The organism is Sebaldella termitidis ATCC 33386 (assembly GCF_000024405.1).
GTDB classification, from domain to species: Bacteria; Fusobacteriota; Fusobacteriia; order Fusobacteriales; family Leptotrichiaceae; genus Sebaldella; species Sebaldella termitidis.
This window is the reverse complement of sequence record NC_013517.1, coordinates 2,792,699-2,813,826: the sequence shown is the minus strand read 5'-3', so window position 1 is coordinate 2,813,826 and position 21,128 is coordinate 2,792,699. Positions and strand designations below refer to the sequence as shown.

18 protein-coding genes are annotated in these 21,128 nt (G+C 33.0%); 16 read left to right on the top strand and 2 right to left on the bottom strand.

The genetic code is table 11. The features are described 5' to 3' along the window. The first annotated feature begins 118 nt into the window (after positions 1-118). The 5 genes from STERM_RS13015 (at position 119) to STERM_RS12995 (ending at position 4,172) form a co-directional block, all read left to right on the top strand. Positions 119-787 carry a hypothetical protein gene (locus STERM_RS13015; RefSeq protein WP_012862089.1) on the top strand — a complete coding sequence of 223 codons (669 nt, stop codon included), beginning with the start codon at positions 119-121 and terminating at the stop codon, positions 785-787. Positions 788-1,067: 280 nt separating this feature from the next. Then, a complete protein-coding gene (locus STERM_RS13010; protein WP_012862088.1) occupies positions 1,068-1,370 on the top strand; it encodes a TM2 domain-containing protein in 303 nt (100 codons plus the stop codon). A gap of 392 nt (positions 1,371-1,762) precedes the next feature. After that, positions 1,763-2,386, top strand: a complete 624-nt coding sequence (locus STERM_RS13005) for an esterase/lipase family protein (protein WP_012862087.1) — start codon at positions 1,763-1,765, stop codon at positions 2,384-2,386. Between the two features lie 19 nt (positions 2,387-2,405). After that, entirely contained in the window at positions 2,406-3,167 is a 762-nt protein-coding gene (locus STERM_RS13000) for an SDR family NAD(P)-dependent oxidoreductase (protein ID WP_012862086.1), read from the top strand. Positions 3,168-3,182: 15 nt separating this feature from the next. Beyond that, positions 3,183-4,172 carry an ABC transporter substrate-binding protein gene (locus tag STERM_RS12995; protein WP_012862085.1) on the top strand — a complete coding sequence of 330 codons (990 nt, stop codon included), beginning with the start codon at positions 3,183-3,185 and terminating at the stop codon, positions 4,170-4,172. A 161-nt stretch (positions 4,173-4,333) separates the two neighbouring features. Here the strand turns inward: STERM_RS12995 and STERM_RS12990 are convergent, their stop codons facing one another. Beyond that, complete coding sequence (locus STERM_RS12990; protein WP_012862084.1) at positions 4,334-5,233, bottom strand: hypothetical protein; 900 nt, start codon at positions 5,231-5,233, stop codon at positions 4,334-4,336. A gap of 402 nt (positions 5,234-5,635) precedes the next feature. On the opposite strand from STERM_RS12990, the gene STERM_RS12985 reads away from it, so the two are divergent. The 5 genes from STERM_RS12985 to STERM_RS12965 all read left to right on the top strand — a co-directional run bounded on the left by STERM_RS12985 (position 5,636) and on the right by STERM_RS12965 (position 9,618). Next, positions 5,636-6,406, top strand: coding sequence for an MBL fold metallo-hydrolase (locus tag STERM_RS12985; RefSeq protein WP_012862083.1), 771 nt, complete (start codon positions 5,636-5,638; stop codon positions 6,404-6,406). Then, positions 6,406-6,960: a uracil-DNA glycosylase gene (locus tag STERM_RS12980; protein WP_012862082.1), complete on the top strand. Its 555-nt coding sequence runs from the start codon at positions 6,406-6,408 to the stop codon at positions 6,958-6,960. Before STERM_RS12985 ends, STERM_RS12980 begins: the two co-directional genes overlap by 1 nt. Before the next feature lie 90 nt (positions 6,961-7,050). Then, positions 7,051-8,151, top strand: coding sequence for a redox-regulated ATPase YchF (gene ychF / locus STERM_RS12975; RefSeq protein ID WP_012862081.1), 1,101 nt, complete (start codon positions 7,051-7,053; stop codon positions 8,149-8,151). A 20-nt stretch (positions 8,152-8,171) separates the two neighbouring features. Beyond that, complete coding sequence (locus STERM_RS12970) at positions 8,172-9,014, top strand: mechanosensitive ion channel family protein (RefSeq protein ID WP_012862080.1); 843 nt, start codon at positions 8,172-8,174, stop codon at positions 9,012-9,014. Beyond that, a complete protein-coding gene (locus STERM_RS12965) occupies positions 8,998-9,618 on the top strand; it encodes an MBL fold metallo-hydrolase (protein ID WP_012862079.1) in 621 nt (206 codons plus the stop codon). The genes STERM_RS12970 and STERM_RS12965 overlap by 17 nt, the downstream gene beginning before the upstream one ends. A gap of 106 nt (positions 9,619-9,724) precedes the next feature. On the opposite strand, the gene STERM_RS12960 is transcribed toward STERM_RS12965, so the two are convergent. After that, a complete protein-coding gene (locus STERM_RS12960; RefSeq protein ID WP_012862078.1) occupies positions 9,725-10,483 on the bottom strand; it encodes a MipA/OmpV family protein in 759 nt (252 codons plus the stop codon). Positions 10,484-11,221: 738 nt separating this feature from the next. Here STERM_RS12960 and STERM_RS21335 point away from each other — a divergent pair. From STERM_RS21335 to STERM_RS12930, 6 genes are all read left to right on the top strand, one after another. Then, complete coding sequence (locus tag STERM_RS21335; protein ID WP_012862077.1) at positions 11,222-12,721, top strand: slipin family protein; 1,500 nt, start codon at positions 11,222-11,224, stop codon at positions 12,719-12,721. Positions 12,722-13,005: 284 nt separating this feature from the next. After that, the gene (locus STERM_RS12950) at positions 13,006-14,391 is read left to right on the top strand and encodes a hypothetical protein (protein ID WP_012862076.1); all 1,386 of its coding nucleotides are present in this window, start codon (positions 13,006-13,008) and stop codon (positions 14,389-14,391) included. Then, a complete protein-coding gene (locus tag STERM_RS12945) occupies positions 14,372-15,763 on the top strand; it encodes an HlyD family secretion protein (protein ID WP_012862075.1) in 1,392 nt (463 codons plus the stop codon). Before STERM_RS12950 ends, STERM_RS12945 begins: the two co-directional genes overlap by 20 nt. A gap of 204 nt (positions 15,764-15,967) precedes the next feature. Then, a complete protein-coding gene (locus tag STERM_RS12940; protein ID WP_012862074.1) occupies positions 15,968-19,174 on the top strand; it encodes an autotransporter family protein in 3,207 nt (1,068 codons plus the stop codon). A 155-nt stretch (positions 19,175-19,329) separates the two neighbouring features. Next, on the top strand, positions 19,330-20,325 hold the full coding sequence (locus tag STERM_RS22405; protein WP_012862073.1) for an immunity protein Imm33 domain-containing protein: 996 nt from the start codon (positions 19,330-19,332) through the stop codon (positions 20,323-20,325). Positions 20,326-20,343: 18 nt separating this feature from the next. Further along, entirely contained in the window at positions 20,344-21,081 is a 738-nt protein-coding gene (locus STERM_RS12930) for a DUF4241 domain-containing protein (protein ID WP_012862072.1), read from the top strand. The last annotated feature ends 47 nt before the right edge of the window (positions 21,082-21,128 follow it).

The following is a 21,128-nucleotide window of genomic DNA, read 5'->3' as shown; positions in this document are numbered from 1 at the left end:
GTTTAATTTTCAGATATTCTTTCCTGTCAGAACAGGGAATTTAGTCTTGAAAAAGATAAAAAAAATATATATAATTAAGTAAAATTATATGGGAGTTTACACAGGATGGTAAAAAGTTATGATTTTTAAAGATATTTTTGTATATCCGGAGCCTGTTGATTATGACAGCACCGTGGTAACGAGCTTCAAAATGCAAAGCTGGAGCATATGCTTATATTTAATAAGGGAAATAAAAACTAAAAAAATTATATCAGATAATTTTAACAGAATTTGTTTTATTGGTAAGGAAAAACCTTTTAACGAAGGTTTTGTCAATTCTTGTAATGTGCTGTCAGTCGATGTTCCGTTTGATCTGAATGAATACAGTACAAGACCCTTAGATTCTCTGAATGAATTATTTATTCAAATGCTGTCATACGGTATTAACATATGTATTTCCAAGCATAAGCTTCCACTTGATTTTCTTTTGAAATCACTGGAAGAATTTAGAAGAAACGGATATGAAAACAAATGGACATGGAGAAGAAAAAGAATAAAGGGAACAGCTCTAACCTGTGAGATTATATGTGAAGTGACAATGGATAAATTTTATGCGGAATTTATTGTATCAGATAAAACAACAATAATATACAGAAGGGATATATTGACAGATAAACCAAGCTGGATTTCAAATTCATATTTTTTGAAGAATAAATTTTTAATTAGAGATGATAAAATATTGTTAGCAGATAATTTAGGAAAAATAACATTTGAGGAAAAAATATCTAAATTAAAAAAATTGATATAAATATGTTTTAAGAAAAATTTGAAGGATTTACTTTTAAAAAAATATGATATAATAGTTATGAAAACATATAGTAACAAAATTTCAGGATTTAGTTCCTGCTTTGGGATACAATAAATGCAGTAGACGATTTTTTTATACAGAAAAAATTTTAAATTAAGAAATAAATATGATAGAATTATATAAAAACATCAGGAGAAAAAAATAAAAAAAATTATTGTGCTTGATTGTGATAAAGTAAGGGATTGTTAAAATAAATTTTTTATAGAAGGAGAAAATATACATGGGAAGATATGATGATGACTTTAGTGTATTTGAAGAAAAAAGAGACAGAGATATGGCAAGAGAAAGAATAGAAAGAACAGAAAGAAATTACGGGAAAAAACCGGTACATAAAGTAGTGTACGCTTTGCTTGCTATTTTTTTGGGATGGCTGGGAATACATAAATTTTATGCGGGAAAACCTGTACAGGGTGTACTGTGCATATTATTTTGCTGGACTTACATACCGGGAATAATTGGTTTTATAGAAGGAATAGCTGCTCTGCTGAAAAATTCAGGACCAGATGATATAATTTATTTATAATAAAAGCCGCCGTGAACAATAATAACGGCTTTTTTAGCGGATTAATATAAATATTTCACAATTTTCTGATCATATTATATACTTGATGCTTATTAATATTAATAAAAATCAGGAAAAAATGAATTATGAATATATTTAATATATAGATCATATAGTGAAAATATATTTGAGTTTATCTCAAAAAATGTTATACTAGATAATATAAAGATATTGGAGGAAATAAAATGAAAAGTTGGAGTTGGCAAATTTTACCTTAAAAAATTGAATATTTTTCATATTAGGTTTATTTGTTTTACTTTTTTTTATTTTATGTATAAAATTATTTTATAGATATATCATAAGCCTGTAGGGGCTTTTTTTATTCTTTCGGACACTGTAGGGAGGTAATCGGAATGAAAGAAGCTATAGTCTTGCTTCACGGATTAGGAAGAAGAAAAACTTCAATGAACAAAATAGAAAAACATTTTAAAGAAGAATATGATGTATATAATATTGGATATAATTCATTAAAATATCCCATTGAAATACTTGTAGAAAAATATCTGACGGAGATAGTAAACGAGCTTAATGATAAGGGGCAGAAAATAAATTTTGTAACACATTCAATGGGAGGAATACTGGTAAGATACCTGTTTAAGACCCATGAAATAAAAAATCCCGGACGTGTGGTAATGTTAGCCCCGCCGAATAAAGGAAGCGAGCTGGCAAATAAATTTTATAAGATACACGGTCCTGCATGTGCACAGATAATGAGGAGCAGAAACAGCTTTGTAAACAGACTCGGGGAGATAAACTTTGAATGCGGTATAATAGCCGGCGGAAGAAACTATTATTTTTTTCTGGATAAGTATTTTAAGGGAAAGAAAAACGACGGAATAGTAGCTGTTGATTCTACCAAGGTCAAAGGACAAAAATCATTTATAGAGCTGGAAAAAGGACACACGATGATTATGTATTCTGATGAAGTCATAAAAAAGATAGAGCATTTTATAAAAAACGGAAAGTTTTTAGGATAATAAATTAAAGGAGGCTGACATGAAAGCAAGAAATGTGTTTATAACAGGTGCAAGTTCCGGTATAGGGAAGGCTACAGCTTATAAATTCGCTGAATACGGGGATAATCTGATACTATGTGCAAGAAGAAAAGAAAATCTCAATGAGATTGCACAGGATATAAAGAACAAGTGGCGCAGCCATGTACACATATATGAGCTGGATGTTACAAACTACGAAGATGTTAGCAGCGTAGTAAAGGATCTGGAAGATAAAGATATAAAAATAGACATTCTTGTGAATAATGCCGGACTCGCAAGCGGACTGGACAAGTTTCAGGACAGCAGCATTGAAGACATAGAGAAAATGATAAATACCAATCTGAAGGGTCTCATTTATGTAACAAGAAAAGTTATAGAACAGATGGCCGGGGAAAATTCGGGACATATTATAAATATGGGTTCCACAGCAGGTATTTATGCATATGAAAAAGCAGCGGTATACTGTGCAAGCAAAGCAGCAGTGAAAACACTGAGTGACGGAATAAGAATAGACATAATAGATAAAGACATAAAAATAACAACAATACAGCCGGGAATAGTACAGACAGATTTTAGCGAAGTAAGATTTCACGGTGACAGTGAAAGGGCAGAAGGAGTTTATAAAGGGATAGAGGCATTACAGCCTGAGGATATAGCCGATGTAGTCCTTTATGTGGCGAACCAGCCTAAAAGGGTGCAGATAACAGATGTGACAATAATGGCTAATCAGCAGGGAACAGGATTTAATATCTATAGAAAATAACAGGAGCTGATAATTATGAAAAAAAATATTTTAAGTATAATAATGATGTTTGCGGGGCTGCTACTATTTACGGCCTGCGGAAGTAAAGAGGAACAAAAAACAGAAGAGCCGAAAACAGAAACACAGACAGAACAAAAGAAAGTGTATAAAATAGGCGTGACACAAATAGTGGATCACCCGGCATTAAATGATTCCAAAATGGGATTCATAGATGCACTGAAGGATGCAGGACTCGAAACGGAAATAGATGATAAAGTAGCTAATGGAGAGATACCTACACAGCAGCTTATAGCAAAGCAGTTTGCAGAAGACAAAAAAGATCTTATTTTCGCAATAGCAACACCGTCGGCACAGGCAGCAGCATCATCTACAGACACAATTCCCGTAGTATTTGCATCTGTATCTGATCCGGAAGGAGCAGGGCTTACAGATAAGGCAAATGTAACAGGAACAAGCGGTGTACCCGAAATAGAAAAAAATCTTGAGCTGCTGAAAAAAGTGTTTCCTAATGTGAAAAAAGTAGGGATTATATATAATACTTCTGAACAGAATTCTGTATTTCAGGTAGAGATAGCAGAACAGGCAGGAAAAAGATTAGGAATAGAAATACTTGCTGAGGGAGTTACTTCAGCACCGGAATTTATGTCTGCACTTGAAAAACTAAGCAGAGATATAGATGTATTCTTTGCAATACAGGATAATACTCTTTCAAGCAGCTTTCCGGCTTTACTGGAAAAAATGAATGCCCTTAAAATACCTATCTTTGGCGCTAATGCTGTGTATACAGACAGAGGAGCATTAATATCACAGGGAACTACAGATTATGATATAGGCTATAGAGCTGGGGAGATGGCTGCAGCTATACTAAAGGGCGAGAAGACTCCTAAAGATATTACAATAGAAGTAGTTCAGAAGCCTAAGATTTCAGTAAATAAAAAGAATATGGAGCTTCTTGGGATAAAAATACCTGATGATGTAATGAAAGAAGCAACTATAACAGAATAAAACACATATAAAAATACACCTGTAGACTTTTTTGATAAAGAAGTTAAGGTGTATTTTTTTGGAAAAAATATATTCAAAACCATCCATTAAACAGTGTTTCGGAGTATAGGGAAATAAAAAAACAGAACAGCCTTTTATACGGCTGTTCTGATATTATATAATTACATGATTTTTTCAGAGTTAATTTTCAATAAAGTATTATTTGGAAGAATTAAAAATAATTCGTTGAAAATATTTGATTTTTTTATTATTTTTGAATTTTGATTATAATCTACAACATTGAAAAGAACAAGAAAGTTCTCAATAATACGAAATTCAAAAGCACTTTTACAAATTTCATTGAAGTCTATGTCCGCATCCATATCGATATCTGCGAATTCTTCCAAATCCAGCGGTACATTTAAAGCAGGAAAAGCATTTATCATCTTACTGTAATAAAAATCAAGACTTCTGGGAATATCACCGTATTTTCCTATGAGAAGTACAAAAAAAGGGAAGACCTGTGAAAAATCAAAATCGGGATAATCATCCATATATGCAAGATTGTAGCTTTGATAAAAGCTTGTGTAAATTAATTTCAGCAGGTCAAAATCCTGATTAAGCATATTTTTTCCGAGCCTCGTGAGTGAAATGGCTCCTTTGTGTGTTTTGACAAGCTTGGCTACATAACATATTACTTTGGTAAGATGTATGTAGGGAATGTCCATTTCGTTTAATGCTTTTACACTTTTATTTTCCAGTGATGCATCATCAATAAAGCTTTTACTGTAAAGCTCTTTTATGTATTTCGGGGGAAAATTTCCCGCAGCTGTTAATTTTATTTCTCCTTCTCGGTTTATTATACTAAGAAAATACTTTATAGAATTAAAAAATGGTATATCCTTAAATGAGAGTCTGGAAAAATCATTCCTAAAATTAATTATACTGTCATCTTCAAAACTATGGTTAAGAATATTTGACATTTCAGAAGGAGAATAGTTTTCAAATTTTTCAACAGGACGAGTATTGTAGTTTAAACTCGCGTTTTTCAGCATTTCATCTAGTTTATTATACTCAAACATCATTTCTTCCTTTCTGGTAATTTTATTTTTGAACAATTTAACTTAAGACATTATAACATCATTTTACAAATAATGTATTAGAAACTCCTTATAAAATCAGCTGTAAGAGCAGAAAAATCAATGAAATTTTATAGAGGTATGTTTAATTAAATAGACAGGGCCTCTATATAAGCAGTGTTTACAGCAGTTAACAACCGTTAATCCCAGAATCTTAAGTTTATTAATTATAAAAGCAAAAGAGCCGGTCCCGATTTTAATATCAAGAATTTATTTTTATTTTTTAAAATACAAACTAAAAAAAAGCAATATAAAATATTTAATTATCTAAATAAAATTCAAAATGGATTGATAATCAAAATTATGATATAATGAATATAAATTATTTTTTTTGTGAGGAATAGAATGAAATTTTCAGTATTAGGAAGCAGCAGCAGCGGCAATTCCAGTTTTATAGAGATGGGAAACAAGAGATTTTTGATTGATGCGGGTTTCAGCGGGAAAAAAACAATAGAAAAGCTGGAGTCAATAAATAAAAATATAAGCGATATAAACGGTATACTAATAACACACGAACACAGCGATCATATTCAGGGACTGGGAGTACTCAGCAGAAAACACGATCTGCCGATATATATTTCCAGACAGAGTTATTATTCGATCAAAGAAAAGATAGGGAAAATAGAAGATAAAAACCTTAATTTTATAGAGCAGGATCTGATATTCGGGGAATGCTTCGTAAAGAGCTTTGATGTAATGCATGATGCGGAAAGATGTCTGGGTTTTTCGTTTGAATACAACAGTAAAAAACTTACTTATGCCAGTGATATAGGATTTGCTGACAAAGTAGTAAAGGAAAATTTTAAAAATAGTGATGTTATAGTGCTTGAGAGTAATTATGACCTGAATATGCTGATGAACGGACCGTATCACTGGAATCTGAAAAACAGGGTAAAGAGTAAAAACGGTCATTTATCAAACGGGGAGGCCGCTAAATTAATCATGGAAGTGGCAACAAGCAGACTGAAAAAAGTATACCTGCTTCATATAAGCGGGGATAATAATACTCCGGAGCTGGCTTATAACACAGTAAAAGAACTTTTGGACAGGGAAAAAATCAATGTGGAGCTGGAAGTAGTTACAGAGAAAGCAACGCTGATATATGAGGTATTATAATGAATATTTGGGATGAACTGGAAATGGAGATAAATATATGCCATAAATGTCCTCTTGAAAAAGTGAGAAGCAATCCCATACTGGGAAAAGGGGACAAAACAAGCAAGGTAATGTTTGTACTGGATCAGATAAGCGAACAGGAAGATAACAGAGGAATACTCCTTATAGATAAAAAAGGAGAGTATTTTCTAAAGTTTTTGGAGTTTTCAAAATTTGATACCGATAAGGTATATATGACGAATCTTTTTAAATGTACTGCCAAGGGAGAGCTTGCCGAAAAGAGGATAATAAAAGCATGTGAGGAATACCTGCTTACGCAGATAGCACTTGTAAATCCAAAAATTATAGTAACAGTAGGAGAATTGGTAACAAGACAGTTTATAAAAGAGGATTTTAACGATATGAGAGATATTGTGGGGAAAGAATTTCCTTATGCGGGAGGAATAAGAATACTGCCTGTCTATGATCTTATGTATTTATTTAAGGCTACTGACAAAGAAAAATGGCAGTTAGTAAAGATATTAGAGAAACTAAATAATATATTAGATTCTTGAAGTAAAAAGCGATAATAAAATCAATTAAATTAAGATACAGGTCCCGCCAGTATCTATAGAAAACTAAATACCAGAAGGAGAATAAAGAAAATGATAGGAATAGGAATAGTAGGACTTCCAAATGTAGGAAAGTCTACTTTATTTAATGCAATTACGAAAACACAGAATGCTGAAGCGGCAAATTATCCCTTTGCAACAATAGAACCCAATATAGGTATGGTAAGCGTGCCTGACAGCAGACTGGAAGAGCTGGCAAAGATAATAAATCCTCAGAGAACTCTAGGGGCAACAGTAGAGTTTATAGATATAGCAGGGCTTGTAAAAGGAGCTTCAAAAGGGGAAGGACTGGGAAACCAGTTTTTGACAAACATAAGAAATACAGCTGCAATATGTCAGGTAGTAAGATGTTTTGATGATCCTAATATTGTGCATGTGGAAGGGTCGGTAGATCCTATAAGAGATATAGAAACTATTAATGCAGAGCTTATTTTTGCAGATTTGGATACAGTGGAAAGAGCCATGCAGAAAAATACAAAGCTGGCAAGAGGCGGTAATAACGAAGCCAAAACACTGCTGACTGTTTTGGAAAAATGCAAAAAAGAACTGGAAGAATTCAGACTGTTGAAAAATTTTGAATTCAGCGAAATCGAAGAAGAACTTCTGAAGACATACCAGCTGCTTACAAAAAAGCCTATGATGTTTGCTGCCAACGTATCTGAAGAAGATCTGGCAAAAGGAACAAATGAATATGTGGAAATAGTAAGAGAATTTGCAAAACAGTATGACAGCGAAGTAGTCGTTTTTTCCGCAAAAGTGGAGGCAGAGCTTATAGAAATAGAGGATGAGGAAGAAAGACAGGAATTTATAGATGAGCTGGGGATAACAGAACCAAGTCTGAACAGACTTATCAGAGCAGGGTTTAAGCTTTTGGGATTAATTACATATTTTACCGCAGGCGAGAAAGAAGTAAGAGCATGGACGGTAAGACAGGGAACTAATGCACAAAATTCCGCCGGGGAGATCCATACAGATATACAAAGAGGATTTATCAGGGCAGAAGTAGTGGCATATGATAAATTTATAGAGAATAACGGTTGGCAGGGGTCAAAGGAAAAAGGAACAATGAGACTGGAAGGTAAGGAATACATAGTAAATGACGGAGATGTGATGTATTTCAGATTTAATGTTTAGAATAAAAAGGAGAGCAGAGTATGAAATTTGATATTAAGCAACTCACACTGGATAATCTTTTGGCAATATTTGAAAAACACGGTTTGAATATAATAATAGCACTGACTGTATATTATGTGGGAAGATACGGGAAAAGCTATATTGATAAAGCAGTTAACAGATTTTTGGAAAGAACCCATATGGAGAGAAGTATATCAAGTTTTATAAAATCGGTTTACTCGCTTATATATTATGTGATTTTATTTTATATAATTATAGATATATTAGGTATAGATCTTTCATCAATAACAACATTGCTGGGAGCTCTCGGTATTGTTCTGGGATTCGCCTTTAAGGAAACGCTCGGGAATTTTTGCGGCGGACTGATGATTCTTGTATTTAAGCCTTTTAAAGTGGGACATGTGGTGGAATACGGAAAATATATCGGTGAAATAGTAGCGATAGAATTATTTTATACAAGAATGAAAAATTTTCAGAATGAATTGGTAATTATTCCTAACGGGATAATTACAAATAATGTAATAAGAAATTTATCAAAAAATAAAGTAAGAAGACTTGATCTGACATATGGAGTAGGATATAAAAGCGATATACGTCAGGTAAAAAAAATTCTGGATGAAATTATAGCCGGTCATCCCAAGATTCTGAAAAGTCCTGAGCCTGTTGCGAGACTGGGTGAAATGGGTGATTCTGCATTAAATTTTGTTGTATATGTATATGTAAAGAATGAAGACTATGGTACTGTAAAATATGACTTAAATGAAGGAATAAAAATAAAATTTGATGAACATAATATAGAAATTCCATTTCCTCAAATGGATATATATATCGGCAAGAAAGAGAGTGATGATAGTGGAAATTAAACTTTTTGTAAATATGGATACACAGGGAAATACTTATTTAGTTATCGACGAAGATAAAAACTGCTGTATGATAGATCCGGGAAGCCTGAAAATGAAGAAAATAATTTCATATATGAAAGAAAATGACCTTAATCTGACCGGAATACTGCTTACACACGGGCATTACGATCATATAATAGGGATTCCTGATATAATTGATTATAAAAAAGTACCTGTTTATATAGGGGAAAAAGATATAGAATTCTTATATGATTCTACATTATCGTTATCTTTATGGTATGATCTTGATTTTAAGCTTTCCAAAAATGTAGAAGTAATAGGTGTCAATGAAGGAGATAAGGTATGCGGGCTTGAAGTTATTGCCACTCCGGGGCATTCTCAAGGCGGTGTATGTTATCTGAACAGAGAGGAGAAATTCTTATTTTCCGGAGATACTATTTTCAAAATGACATACGGGAGAACAGATTTCCCCACAGGAAGCCTTTCGGCATTAAGAGAATCTATAAGTAAAATATTAAAGCTGGACGGTGATATAGTGGTTTATCCGGGACACGGAGGAGAAACTGAAATAAAGGAAGAGAGAGTTTATCACGTCTTTAGCTAGATAAAATAATTGAAAAATTTTAAAAATAAAAAATGAGGGTATTTTCCATAAGGAAACCCTCATTTTATTTATAAAATTTTTATTTTTATGTTTTACTTATGATTAATTAAAAACCAAATTTATAGTTCAGACCGAACAGAAGGGAAAAGTTGCTGCTGCCTCTGGTAAGCAGACTGTCTGATACTTCACTGGAATATTGATTATATTCTCCTGAAAATACCAATTCTATATTATCTGTGATATTAGAGTATCCTTTTATACCTGTAGCTATTTTATAAGAGCTGCCGGGTGTATAAGGGTCTGTATTTATTAGTTTTGCTGATTCACTGTCTGTTATTCCGAAATAATAGTCAGTGTAATTTTGGCTGAGATACTGCATATTTATAAAAGGAGCCATGAGAGTTTTCTTTCCAAGCGGAACAGGCTGTGCTACTTCAAGACCTGCAAGGGTTCCGTTGCTCTCGCTCAGAACATCTGCCGAGATAAAGCCGGTAAATGTAAGTTTCGTAGGACCCAGAAAAAATCTTCCTCTTAAACCTACATGAAGATCGTCTTTTCTGTCATCCATATTCTTGAGAGGATCTTTGAAATCATCAGAATCATAACCTGTAAATAAATTATATCTTCCATAAACAGTAAGTCTTAAATCTTCATTCTGATAAAAATGATATCCTGCTTCCAAAGGAGCTATAAAATAAAAACTTTCATATTGCAGGGCCACTGCAGGAACAGGGTAAAACTGATATTTATCCTCAAAATTATATATATCTTTTCTAAAAAAACCACCTAAACCAATTTTTACGAAATTTTCTTTTGAATATACAAAAAATGAAATAAACATAAGAAGAATCACGGCTTTTTTCAAAACAAACCTCCAAAAGTTTTTTTATTATAACTAATTATACCATAAATTAGATATTAAAAAACTGAAAACTTTCTGAAAATATAAAAAAAGCAAATAAAATTATTTGATTTATTTTAAAAATTATTTACAATCCAATAATAAAATGATATCCTTTAGGAATATGGGATAATAGTTTAATGGGAAAACACCAGTAAACGAACAAAGTATTATTATGCGAGGATCATATTTTTTTATGATCCCGTGCTTGGAATACTATTCTAAAGTATCTAAAGTAATAAGAAAAGTTCTGGCATTATTAGTTCGAATCTAATTTATTCCACCATAGAATTGGAAGGTTTGGTTCAAATCCAATACGGAATGCGGGGCATTCCGATAGCTCGTCGGCAAGAGCATCCAACTTCAAATACGCGTTTGACTCGGGATCAAAAGTGCGAAAAACAGCCAATCTGTCACATTGGATATGTAAAAAAGAAAGAAAATAGGTATTCAGGGAAAAATCCCGTATAAATGCACTGCATTTATGCTGCTGCAAAAATTTTGCAAGCCGGCAGATACCGTGTTACAGATCTTTTTATCTAAATTATCCGTATTTTATAATATTATTTATAGGTACCTGATATAAATCTTTTATAATAATACTGTTTTTTTACATATAAAGACAAGTAAGACTTAAGCCGGATTCCATTTATGCGGCAGAGTGGGAATTTTCCCGACAATGCCTGAAAAAAAGGAGGAATTATGAAGTATGTAATAAATGAAGGACAGAGAGCCTTGGTTTTTAAAGAGGGAAAACTTGTAGATTATCTAAAAGAAGGAACTTATAATAATTTTGGTTTTTTTAATAAAATTTTTGATGTGCATGAATGTGAGGGACAGCTGAAATCAGAAAAAAAACTTGATATTTTATTAAAAAATGAAAAGCTGAAAGAAGAACTGGATGTAATAGAAGTAGATGAACACGAGCTTCTTTTATATTACAGGGATAATAAATTTTCCGGGGCATACTATCAGGGAAAATATGCATTCTGGAAAGTACTCGGCGAGAACAGTTTTAGAAAACTGGACTTAACACAGCTGTTTAAAATAGATACCAAATTAAAAAATGTATTTTCTCAGTGGACTTTGAATTCATCTTTCGATACTGTAGAAGTAGAGGACTATAATATGGTACTTTATTACAAAAACGGTGTATTTGATGATGTATTTTTTGAAGGGGAGTATGCGGTATCAAAAAAATATTACAGAAACAGCTTTACAAAATTTGATCTGAGAACACCTATTGTATATAATAATACAATGAAAAAGATGTTTGATAAAAATCCAGAACTTATAGATAGTTTTGATATAAAAAAGGTAAAGGAAAAAGAGCTTTTGATATGGTCACAAAACGGTATTTATAAAGGGAAATACCTCACAGGGGAATATCTGTTCTGGAATAAACTGGAAAAAAATGAATTTGATATTATAGATATGAATATGGACGGCGAGATTGACAAGAAATATCATAACATACTGGAAAAATTAACAGGTACATATTCTAAATTTGATATAAAGGATTATGAAGCAGGGCTTTTGATAAAGAACAGCCAGTATGAAAAGACTCTGACACCGGGAATTTATTATTTTTGGAATGGTACTGACAAAAAAGAACTGATAAATGTAGATTTGCGTTTGAAACAAACAGATTTACAGGGGCAGGAAATTCTTACAAAAGACAAGATAACATTAAGACTGAATTTTGTTACCCAATATAGAGTTACAGACCCTTTGAAAAATTATAAAAAGATAAATAATCTGGAAAATCAGATTTATATACTTTTGCAGATAGTATTAAGGGAATATGTAGGAATGCAGAATCTGGAGCAGCTTTTGGAAAGTAAAAACGAGATAGCAGAATTTGTTCTGGAAAGAATAAAAAAAGAAGAAGAAAAATACGGCGTAGAATTTTTGGAAGCAGGAATAAAGGATATAATTCTTCCGGGAGATATAAAGGAAATTCTGAATACAGTTCTTATAGCAGAAAAAAGTGCATTGGCAAATACCATAAAAAGAAGGGAAGAAACAGCATCTACAAGAAGTCTTCTTAATACTGCAAAGGTAATGGAGGAAAATAAAACTTTATACAGACTGAAAGAAATGGAATATATAGAAAAGATAGTGGAAAAAATAGGGAATATAGAAATAAGCGGAAATGGCAACATACTGGAAGAACTGGGGAAAATATTTTCCCGTAAATAGATTTTTGATTGCTCCTGCAGACAGGTAAAATAACATAATTGCAGGAGCATTTTTCTTTTTTTATAATTCGGTATTCATATAATTGACACCAACACATTACTTTTAGTATAATAAGCAGTGAAGGTGGTTAATATATCTAAAATTTATTTTTATATGAAATGTAAATTTAAATATATTAATATTTTCAGGACTGAATACCGGAGTAATACTAAATAAGGCTTTTATAAATAACAGATATTAGTTATTTTAAATATAATTCAGACAGAATTCTAGGAGGGTAAATATTGAAAAACAAGATTCTGGTTTTATTGATCTTTACTGGTATAGTATCGTTTTCCAATAAAACAAATAATTTGAGCCAGGACTATAAAAATATAATAGACCAGGCTAAAAAAGATGCGAAGATTAATTATAAACTATTATACGGATATACAAACAAGTGGTGGCTGGGGTATAATGACGAGGCGCTTAATAATTTTATAGGCAATGCATTTACTGCAAGTACAAATGCAAAAACAATGCAGAAGAAAATGTCTGATATACAAAACAGCAGCAGCAGGACAAAATCAGAAGAAAGTACGGATAAAACTGAGAGAATAAACAGAAAAACTAATGAAGTAAGACTGGTTTCCGGAAATTTTTACGGGCCTGACAGTCTGAAAATCAGGCTGATTTATCCTGCAGATCTAATAAACAGGCTGGATGCCATGACTTCAAATAAAAATTCTGAGCTGGAAGTACTCGAGCTTGAAGCAAAATGGGCATCAAGCAGTGTTTCTATGCTTGCGGCAAAATTATACGGATATTATATATACCTTGAAAATGAAGAAAAAAATATCAAAGAAAGACTGGACATTCTTGCAGAGCTGGAAAAGCTCGAGGAAATAAAGCTCAGTCTGAAACGCGGTGACGGTGAAAGTCTTATAAATGTCCAGAATTTAAAAATAAAGCTTGAAAATCAGCTTTTGGAAAATGCTTCAAATAAAAAAACAACGGAAAGAAGCATGGAGATTCTTTTGGGCGGCAATAAACAGGATGTAAAAAATATCACAGCAGGTATAAAAAATAATCCAGATACTGGAATATACAAAAAGATAAGAAGACCTGACAGAGTACCGTCAGACAGTATAAAAGACAGAATTGATGCAGGCTTTTATCTTATGATAATAAAAGCGGAAAGAGACAGCCTGTATTCATATACTGCACCGGGATATGATAATTTCTGGATTACAGGTGATAGTGAGGATATAACTTCATATGAGCAGACAGCCAAAAGAGAAAAAATAACTGACAGTCTTTATTTTCAGAGATATGAAGAAAATAACTTTTTTGATCAAAAACCGGCTGCCGGTCTGCTAAAGACAATAACACAGTACAATAGTGCAATATTAAATTCATATAATGAGGTAAATACCGCTCTTGGCAATGCTAAGACAGACTATTCGGCTCTGGTAAATGATGATAAAGCTTTTGAAGAGCAGAAAGGTATTTTAGCAGATAAAAAAAATAAGCTGGATGCAGGAATGGTATCAAAATATGATTATTATAATATTCAGTACAATTATCTGACACAGGAATTAAGCAACATACAGCTCGGTTTTAAATCATTTATCAGTGAAGTAGATTTTATCTATAATTTAGGAGGTCAGAATGGAACCGGCAAAAAATAAAAAAAGCAGTATAAACAGGGTAGAAATAATAGCTGAAGACAGGACAAAATACTTCGGCGAAATTAGTCGGCAAACAGAACAAAAATATATAGAACCTGAAGCTGAAAAAGCAGATTTGAATATAAATGTTCCGAAGAATTTAAACAGTCCCCTCACTATGGGAAAAAAAGATATAGATGACTATCAGCGGAGAAATCATCAGGAATATAAAGGTGATATTAGAAAATTACTTTTTGCAGCACTGTTTTTTCTTATTATCGGAGCAGCTGGGGGCGGAATTTATTATTTCAGAGATAAGATATCTATTAATATGCCTAAATTTACCAAGGCAGAGACAAAGGAAATAAAAGGAACCATACTCGGAGATGAAAAAACTGTTACTTCACAGATTAACGGAAGAATAACAGAAATGAATCTGGGAAAAGGAACTCCGGTAAAACAGGGAGAGCTTTTGATTACTCTGGAGAATCCTGAATATAAAACCGAGCTTGATAAAGCGGAAAAAGAATTGCGCGGAGCATTGGCAAGGAATGCATATACAGAAGTAACAACAGAAGAAGTGAAAGCAGTGCCTGTTACTACGAAGAAGACAGTAGTGCCGGCTTCAGGAAAAAAAACATATTCCAAAGAAATACTTGCAGCTGAAGAAAAATTTAAAAGTGACAGAGAGGCCTATAATGCAGGCTTGATAAGCAAAGTAGAATATGAACAGAGTCTTGCTGAAATAAACAGAGCGAGAGAAAGAGAGAAAAATGCACCTCCTGCTGTAGTAACCGAAACTAAGGTAGTAAACACCAAAGTTACAGGTAAAAAATCAGTTCCCGTAGAAAAGGAAAAAGTACTGGCTTCTGCTGAAGTACTGGCTGCAATAGAAAAGTACAAAGAAGCTTACATCAATTATGAAAGTACAAAAATATTTGCCGTGAATTCAGGTGTAACTACTGAATTATATGTGACTCAGGGACAGGATGTAGTTTCGGGACAGGAATTATTTAAAACAGTAAATTCAAGCTATCTTCATACTGATGTTATGATTCCTGATAAGGAGCTCGGTAAGGCAGGAAGTGGAAGTATTGTGAAACTTACCAGCAGTGTGGATAACAAAGAATATGAAGGAGTAATAGTCAGTACAAAGCCTATACCTGAAAAAGGTATGAATTCTGTGAGAATAGCTGTAAATAATAAAGGAAAAAATACACTGATAAGTGTAGGAAGCTATGTTAATGTAAAAGTTACCAAGAAAAAAGCTTCTCAGGATTTGATAGACTCATTAAAAAACATACAGCAGGAAAGCAAAAAGGATGTTTTGACTGCAGCCAAGGAAGAGGCAGATAAAAAGGTTCAGGAAATAATAGGAGAGATTTTGAAATAGAACAGACAACAGAAACTGTCGGTTATGAATCGGCAGTTTTAATTTTATAGCAAATTTTTTGATTATAATTATTATAAAATTGTATTCGTTTATCTGAAATTATAAAATAAATTTATTTTCATTAAATTGATTGACAACTTAAAATGATATTGATACAATATTACAATAAAAAAATAAAAGTGAACGGGATGGTGTAAGGAAAAAATGTTTCAAAGGAATAAAAAAACATTATTAATATTAACAGCAATGCTTTTGACAAGCGGTGTTACGGCAAAATCAGAGGAGATAAATGATGAATTTCTTCTGCTGGGTACTTATTTTAAAAACTTTTCAAGTAAGGCGGACAGCTATCAAAAGAAAAATGATGACTCAGAACCGGATTCTAATACTGATTCAGATGATGAATCTGATGTTATCCCGCCGGAACCAGCTCCGGAGCCAATTTCAGATCCCTTTCCAGTAGTGAAACAAAATAATGTAGTAAAAGCTGAAAAGAATATGAGCGGGGAAATACTAAAATATAATGTGTCAGACGATATTAATTCATTAGGGCAGGAAGCATTATGGATGACTGACAAAAATACATTTGTATATAATAATAAAATTCTTGACTCCGATTCTGATTATACAGTATTAGTAGAAAATGAGGCATATTTTGAAAATAACGGAACAATAAAAGGGAGCAATGCCGGGGTAAAATTATCAGGAATTTCCAAAATGATTAATAATTCTGTAATAGAAAATTCAGGTGATATAGGAGTTGAGGTATCTGAGGGTTCATATTTTGAAAATAACGGAATAATAAAAAACGGTAAAAATTATGGAATTTTGGTATATGGAAAAAATTCGGAAGCAATAAACACTAAAAGCGGAATAATAGAGAATGGTGATATAAATGATAAAAATACCGGACTTGCTGGGATATATGCTGGTGAAGGCGGAACCGGAAGAAATATGGGAATTGTAAAGAATACTTCTTATTATGGAATATATGTAACAGGAGCAGGATCCGCAGGAATAAATGAGAGTACCGGAGTAATAAGTAACGGGGCAGCATATGGATACGGATATTTTGGTATGTATGCAGATGATTCTGGAATGATAATAAATCAAGGATTAATAATGAATGCCAATTGTCGTGGAATGTATGCGAAAGGTATTGGTACTACAGCAATAAATGAAATCAGCGGAGTAATAAAAAACGGATCAGCGGAAAAACCATATGTGTATGATATAGGCGGTATGCAGGCAGCATCAGGGGCTTTAGCGATAAATAAAGGAAGGATAGAAACTGTAGGAATGTATGGTATGACATCTTCACAGACCGGATCACATGCTGTTAATGAAGCTACAGGTGTCATAGCTAATACTTCTCTTTATGGAATGTATGCGGAATCGGGTGGAAAAGCGACTAATTACGGTGAGATAAAAAATGATCAGGATGGCATGTACGTGACAGGTTCAGGAAGTACAGTCATAAATGAAGCTACCGGGGTTATAGCAAATGACGGATACTACGGCATACGTGCCGTGACTGGAGGGACAGCTTATAATAAAGGAATAATACAAAATACTTTATCTTTTGGAATGTATGCAAATAATAAAAATTCAGTTATAGTAAATGAAACAGATGGAATTATACAAAACAGCGGAAATTCAGGGATGGCTGCAGCGAACGGCGGAGCAGCATATAATTATGGAACAATAAAAAATAAAGGTAATTACGGAATGGATATAAACAGCACTTCAACAGGAGTGAATAACGGAATAATTCATCTAACAGGAAACAATAAAACAGGAGTGAATGTGCTAAACTCAAGTTTTATAAATAACGGCACAATAATTCTTGAAGGAAAAAATAATATAGGTATAAGAGCAGCAAACAGTACTATAACGCTAACTCCAAACTCTGTAATTACATTAACTGACGGAATTACAACAGATACAGTTGTATATGAAAATACCGATTTTGATTCAAAAGGTGAAAAGAATACAAGCACATTGGGGAAATTTTATTCTCTTGATTCAAAATCAACACTTGTAAATAGCGGTTCTATAGTTGGGAAAACAATTAATATAAATGGTGAAAGTAAATTTATAATGGACAGTCAAACCGGTAAGATACAGGCAGATAATTTAGTTTTGGAAACAGATATGTACATAAATTCGCAGGCGATGCTTAATTCTTCAAAAAGTATTTATGAAATTAATAATCTTAATGTAGAGAAGATAACAGGAGACGGAAAAATAATTTCTGATGCTGAGCTTTTTACAGCAAATACAGAAAAAACTGATAAAGGGTATAAAATTGTTCTTACAAGAAAGAATTTTCAAGATGTTTATCTGGGAGATCTGGGTAAGGTTCTGGAAGATAATTATCAAGGCTCAGAAAGCAATAGAACAAGAAATAAAGTATATAATGCATTAAAGCAGGCTTCGAATGCAGAGCAGCTGGAAACAGCCTTTGATGAATTAACAGCTGCTCCGCTTACAGGAAATCAGGTTTATCAGCAGTATACGCAAAATAAAATGATAAATAACAGTTTGAATACAATGCTGAATAAAAGAGATGAAAATATAAGCGGGACATATGTTAATGTATTCGGGAGCAATTCAAATACGAATAATTATAATAATGTAAAGGGTTATGACAGCGGAACTTCAGGAATTCTTCTTGGAAGAATGGAGAAAATAACATCTAAAACAGCAGTAGGAGCTTTTTTTGGATATGTAAATGCTGAGTATAACTATAAGGATAATGGAAAATCACAGCAAATTACAGATACATGGATATTATCAGGAGCAGTCGAGCAGAAATTAACTCCGAATTTCAAGTGGACATCTGTAATAAGCTATAACACAAGTGATAATGATACAGAAAGAAAACTAACATATGATAACAGCAATACAACCTTAACAGGAAATTTCCGTTCATGGTCCGCGGGCGGAAGCAGCAGTCTGGAATATAAACAGAAAATAAATAACTATATTGACTTAAAACCAACAATAGGAATAATACTTGATTATATAGAGCAGTCGGCATACAGTGAAGAAGGAGGGACAGGAGTAAATGCAGACTCATATAACGGTTTTTCAGCAAAAGCAGCAGCAGGAGTAAGGGCAGATTTTACGGCATTTCAAAATAATAATCATAAATTTATGATACAGCCTAGAATATTGTATACATATGAAATGGGAGATCCTTATGACAGTAAACAGATAACAATGACAGATTTTGTCGGAATGATAGGGATAGAAAACAGAACAGCAGAAAGAAATGATCTGGATCTCGGAGTTGATCTGCAGTATATATATAAAGACAAGCTTTCATTTTATGCAGGTTATGAAAGCGGAGTGCTTTCTGACGACAGACTTCAGACAATAACCGGCGGATTTAAAATAATGTTTTAATGTATAAGAAACCATATCAGAATTATAATAAAATTTTGATATGTTTTTTTTATAATCATAGAAAATATATGTTTAATAATCTGGAAGACATGAAATTTGTTTTATAAAATAATTGTGTTATAATAGTAGAAATAAAAAGAATAAAGAGGTTTTTTATGGAAAATAAGAAAGAAAGTTTTTTTTATGAGGAAAGTGAAATAGAAGCTTTGGAAAATCATATCGAAGAATATTTCGGGAAGTTTCATAATGTATTTCATGAAATGATTTCTCCTGATATTCATGTGGATATAGCAATAATACCGCCTGATAAAGGAAGGGATTTTTATACGCTTGTAACTATGGGTATGGGGGCATATAAAATGAATATTCCTGACGGACTGAAAGAATACAGGCTGGAAAGAGCAGAATTAATGGTAACACTTCCGTCTGACTGGGAAATAAACAATAATGCCGAGGAGTGGTATTGGCCGTTAAGATGGCTGAAAATACTTGCCAGATTTCCTTTAGAGGAAAATACATGGCTTGGATGGGGACATACTATTCCTAACGGAGAGCCTTTTGTTGAAAATACTGATTTATCGGGAATTTTACTTTTGAATCCTTATTCAGATGATGAAAGAGCAGGGAGTATGGCTCTGCCAAACGGAGAAACAGTGAATTTTTATCAGATGTTTCCGGTTTATGAAGAAGAAATGGAATTTAAAAGAGCCAATAATGCCGAGGTACTTTTGGATTTATTCGGTGATGATTTTAGTCATATTGTGGATATAAACAGAGAAAATATGAAAGAATGGAAGCCTAAAAAAGATTTTTATCTGAGAAAAGAAGAAATAAGGGATATTCTTCAGTATGAAGGTGCTGCTGGGTGCTTTGCCACTGACAGAATAACGGTTGACGGGGAAAAAGTCGGATATATGTACAGGGAAGAAGCAGATTTTGACGGAGACAGCGGATGGCGTTTTACTGCCGGGGATGAGAGTGACGAATATATGGATAATCCTGATAATTCGGGTATTTATCATTTGAATACAATAGCTAATTATGATATGGAAATTATTCCTTTTTTAGACTCAGAAATAAATACAGCATATATCAGAAATGAAAACGGAGAATTTCAAAAAATAGAAGAATGGGAACCGGGAGAAGAATAATCAGAAAAGGAGAAAATTATGAAACCAACTAATGAATGGATGAAAATATGGAAAGAAAAAAGAGATATTCTTTCAGGTCCGAATGATCTCAATGAATACTTTGAACTTGATGAAATAGCAGGACAGAAGCTGGACTGGCTTTCTTTCGGAAAGGTGTCTGTACCAAGCGGAGAAATTCTGGTAAGAGATCCGCTTGTTTATCTTAATAAAGACGAAGAGCCTTATTTTGAAAAGGTTCCTACAGGGGAGTTTGAAGCAGTAGGGGCTGTTGTTGTGTCAGAAGAGGATTGTGCCAGATACGCAGCTGTCAGAGTAAAATTCAATGATAATAAAGCTGTCAGATTCGGAGAAGCTTTATTGGGACATGAAGATATAAAGGATCTGGAAGAGGGAGAATATTTCGGTTTTAATGTGGATGCAGGCTTGGGGACTATTCTTGATAAAGAAACTCTTCTTGCTTTTGATGAATTTTTTATGAACTGGCATAAGGAAAATCCGGAAGGAAATATTTATGATGATTATTTTGCAGATATTTTTAAAAAGAATTATGAAGAAAATCCAAAATATCAGCGTGACGGCGGAGATTGGATAAATTGGTGCGTACCCGGGACAAATCTGTATATGCCTATATTTCAAAGCGGTTTTGGAGACGGGACATATCCTGTTTATTTCGGATATGATGAAAATGACAGTATCTGCTGTCTTATAATTGAGTTTATAGATATAAAAATGGCTTATGAAGATGAGGAACAGTAATATTTGTTTTAGGAAAATCAGTCGCAGAATTTATAAATACAAATAAA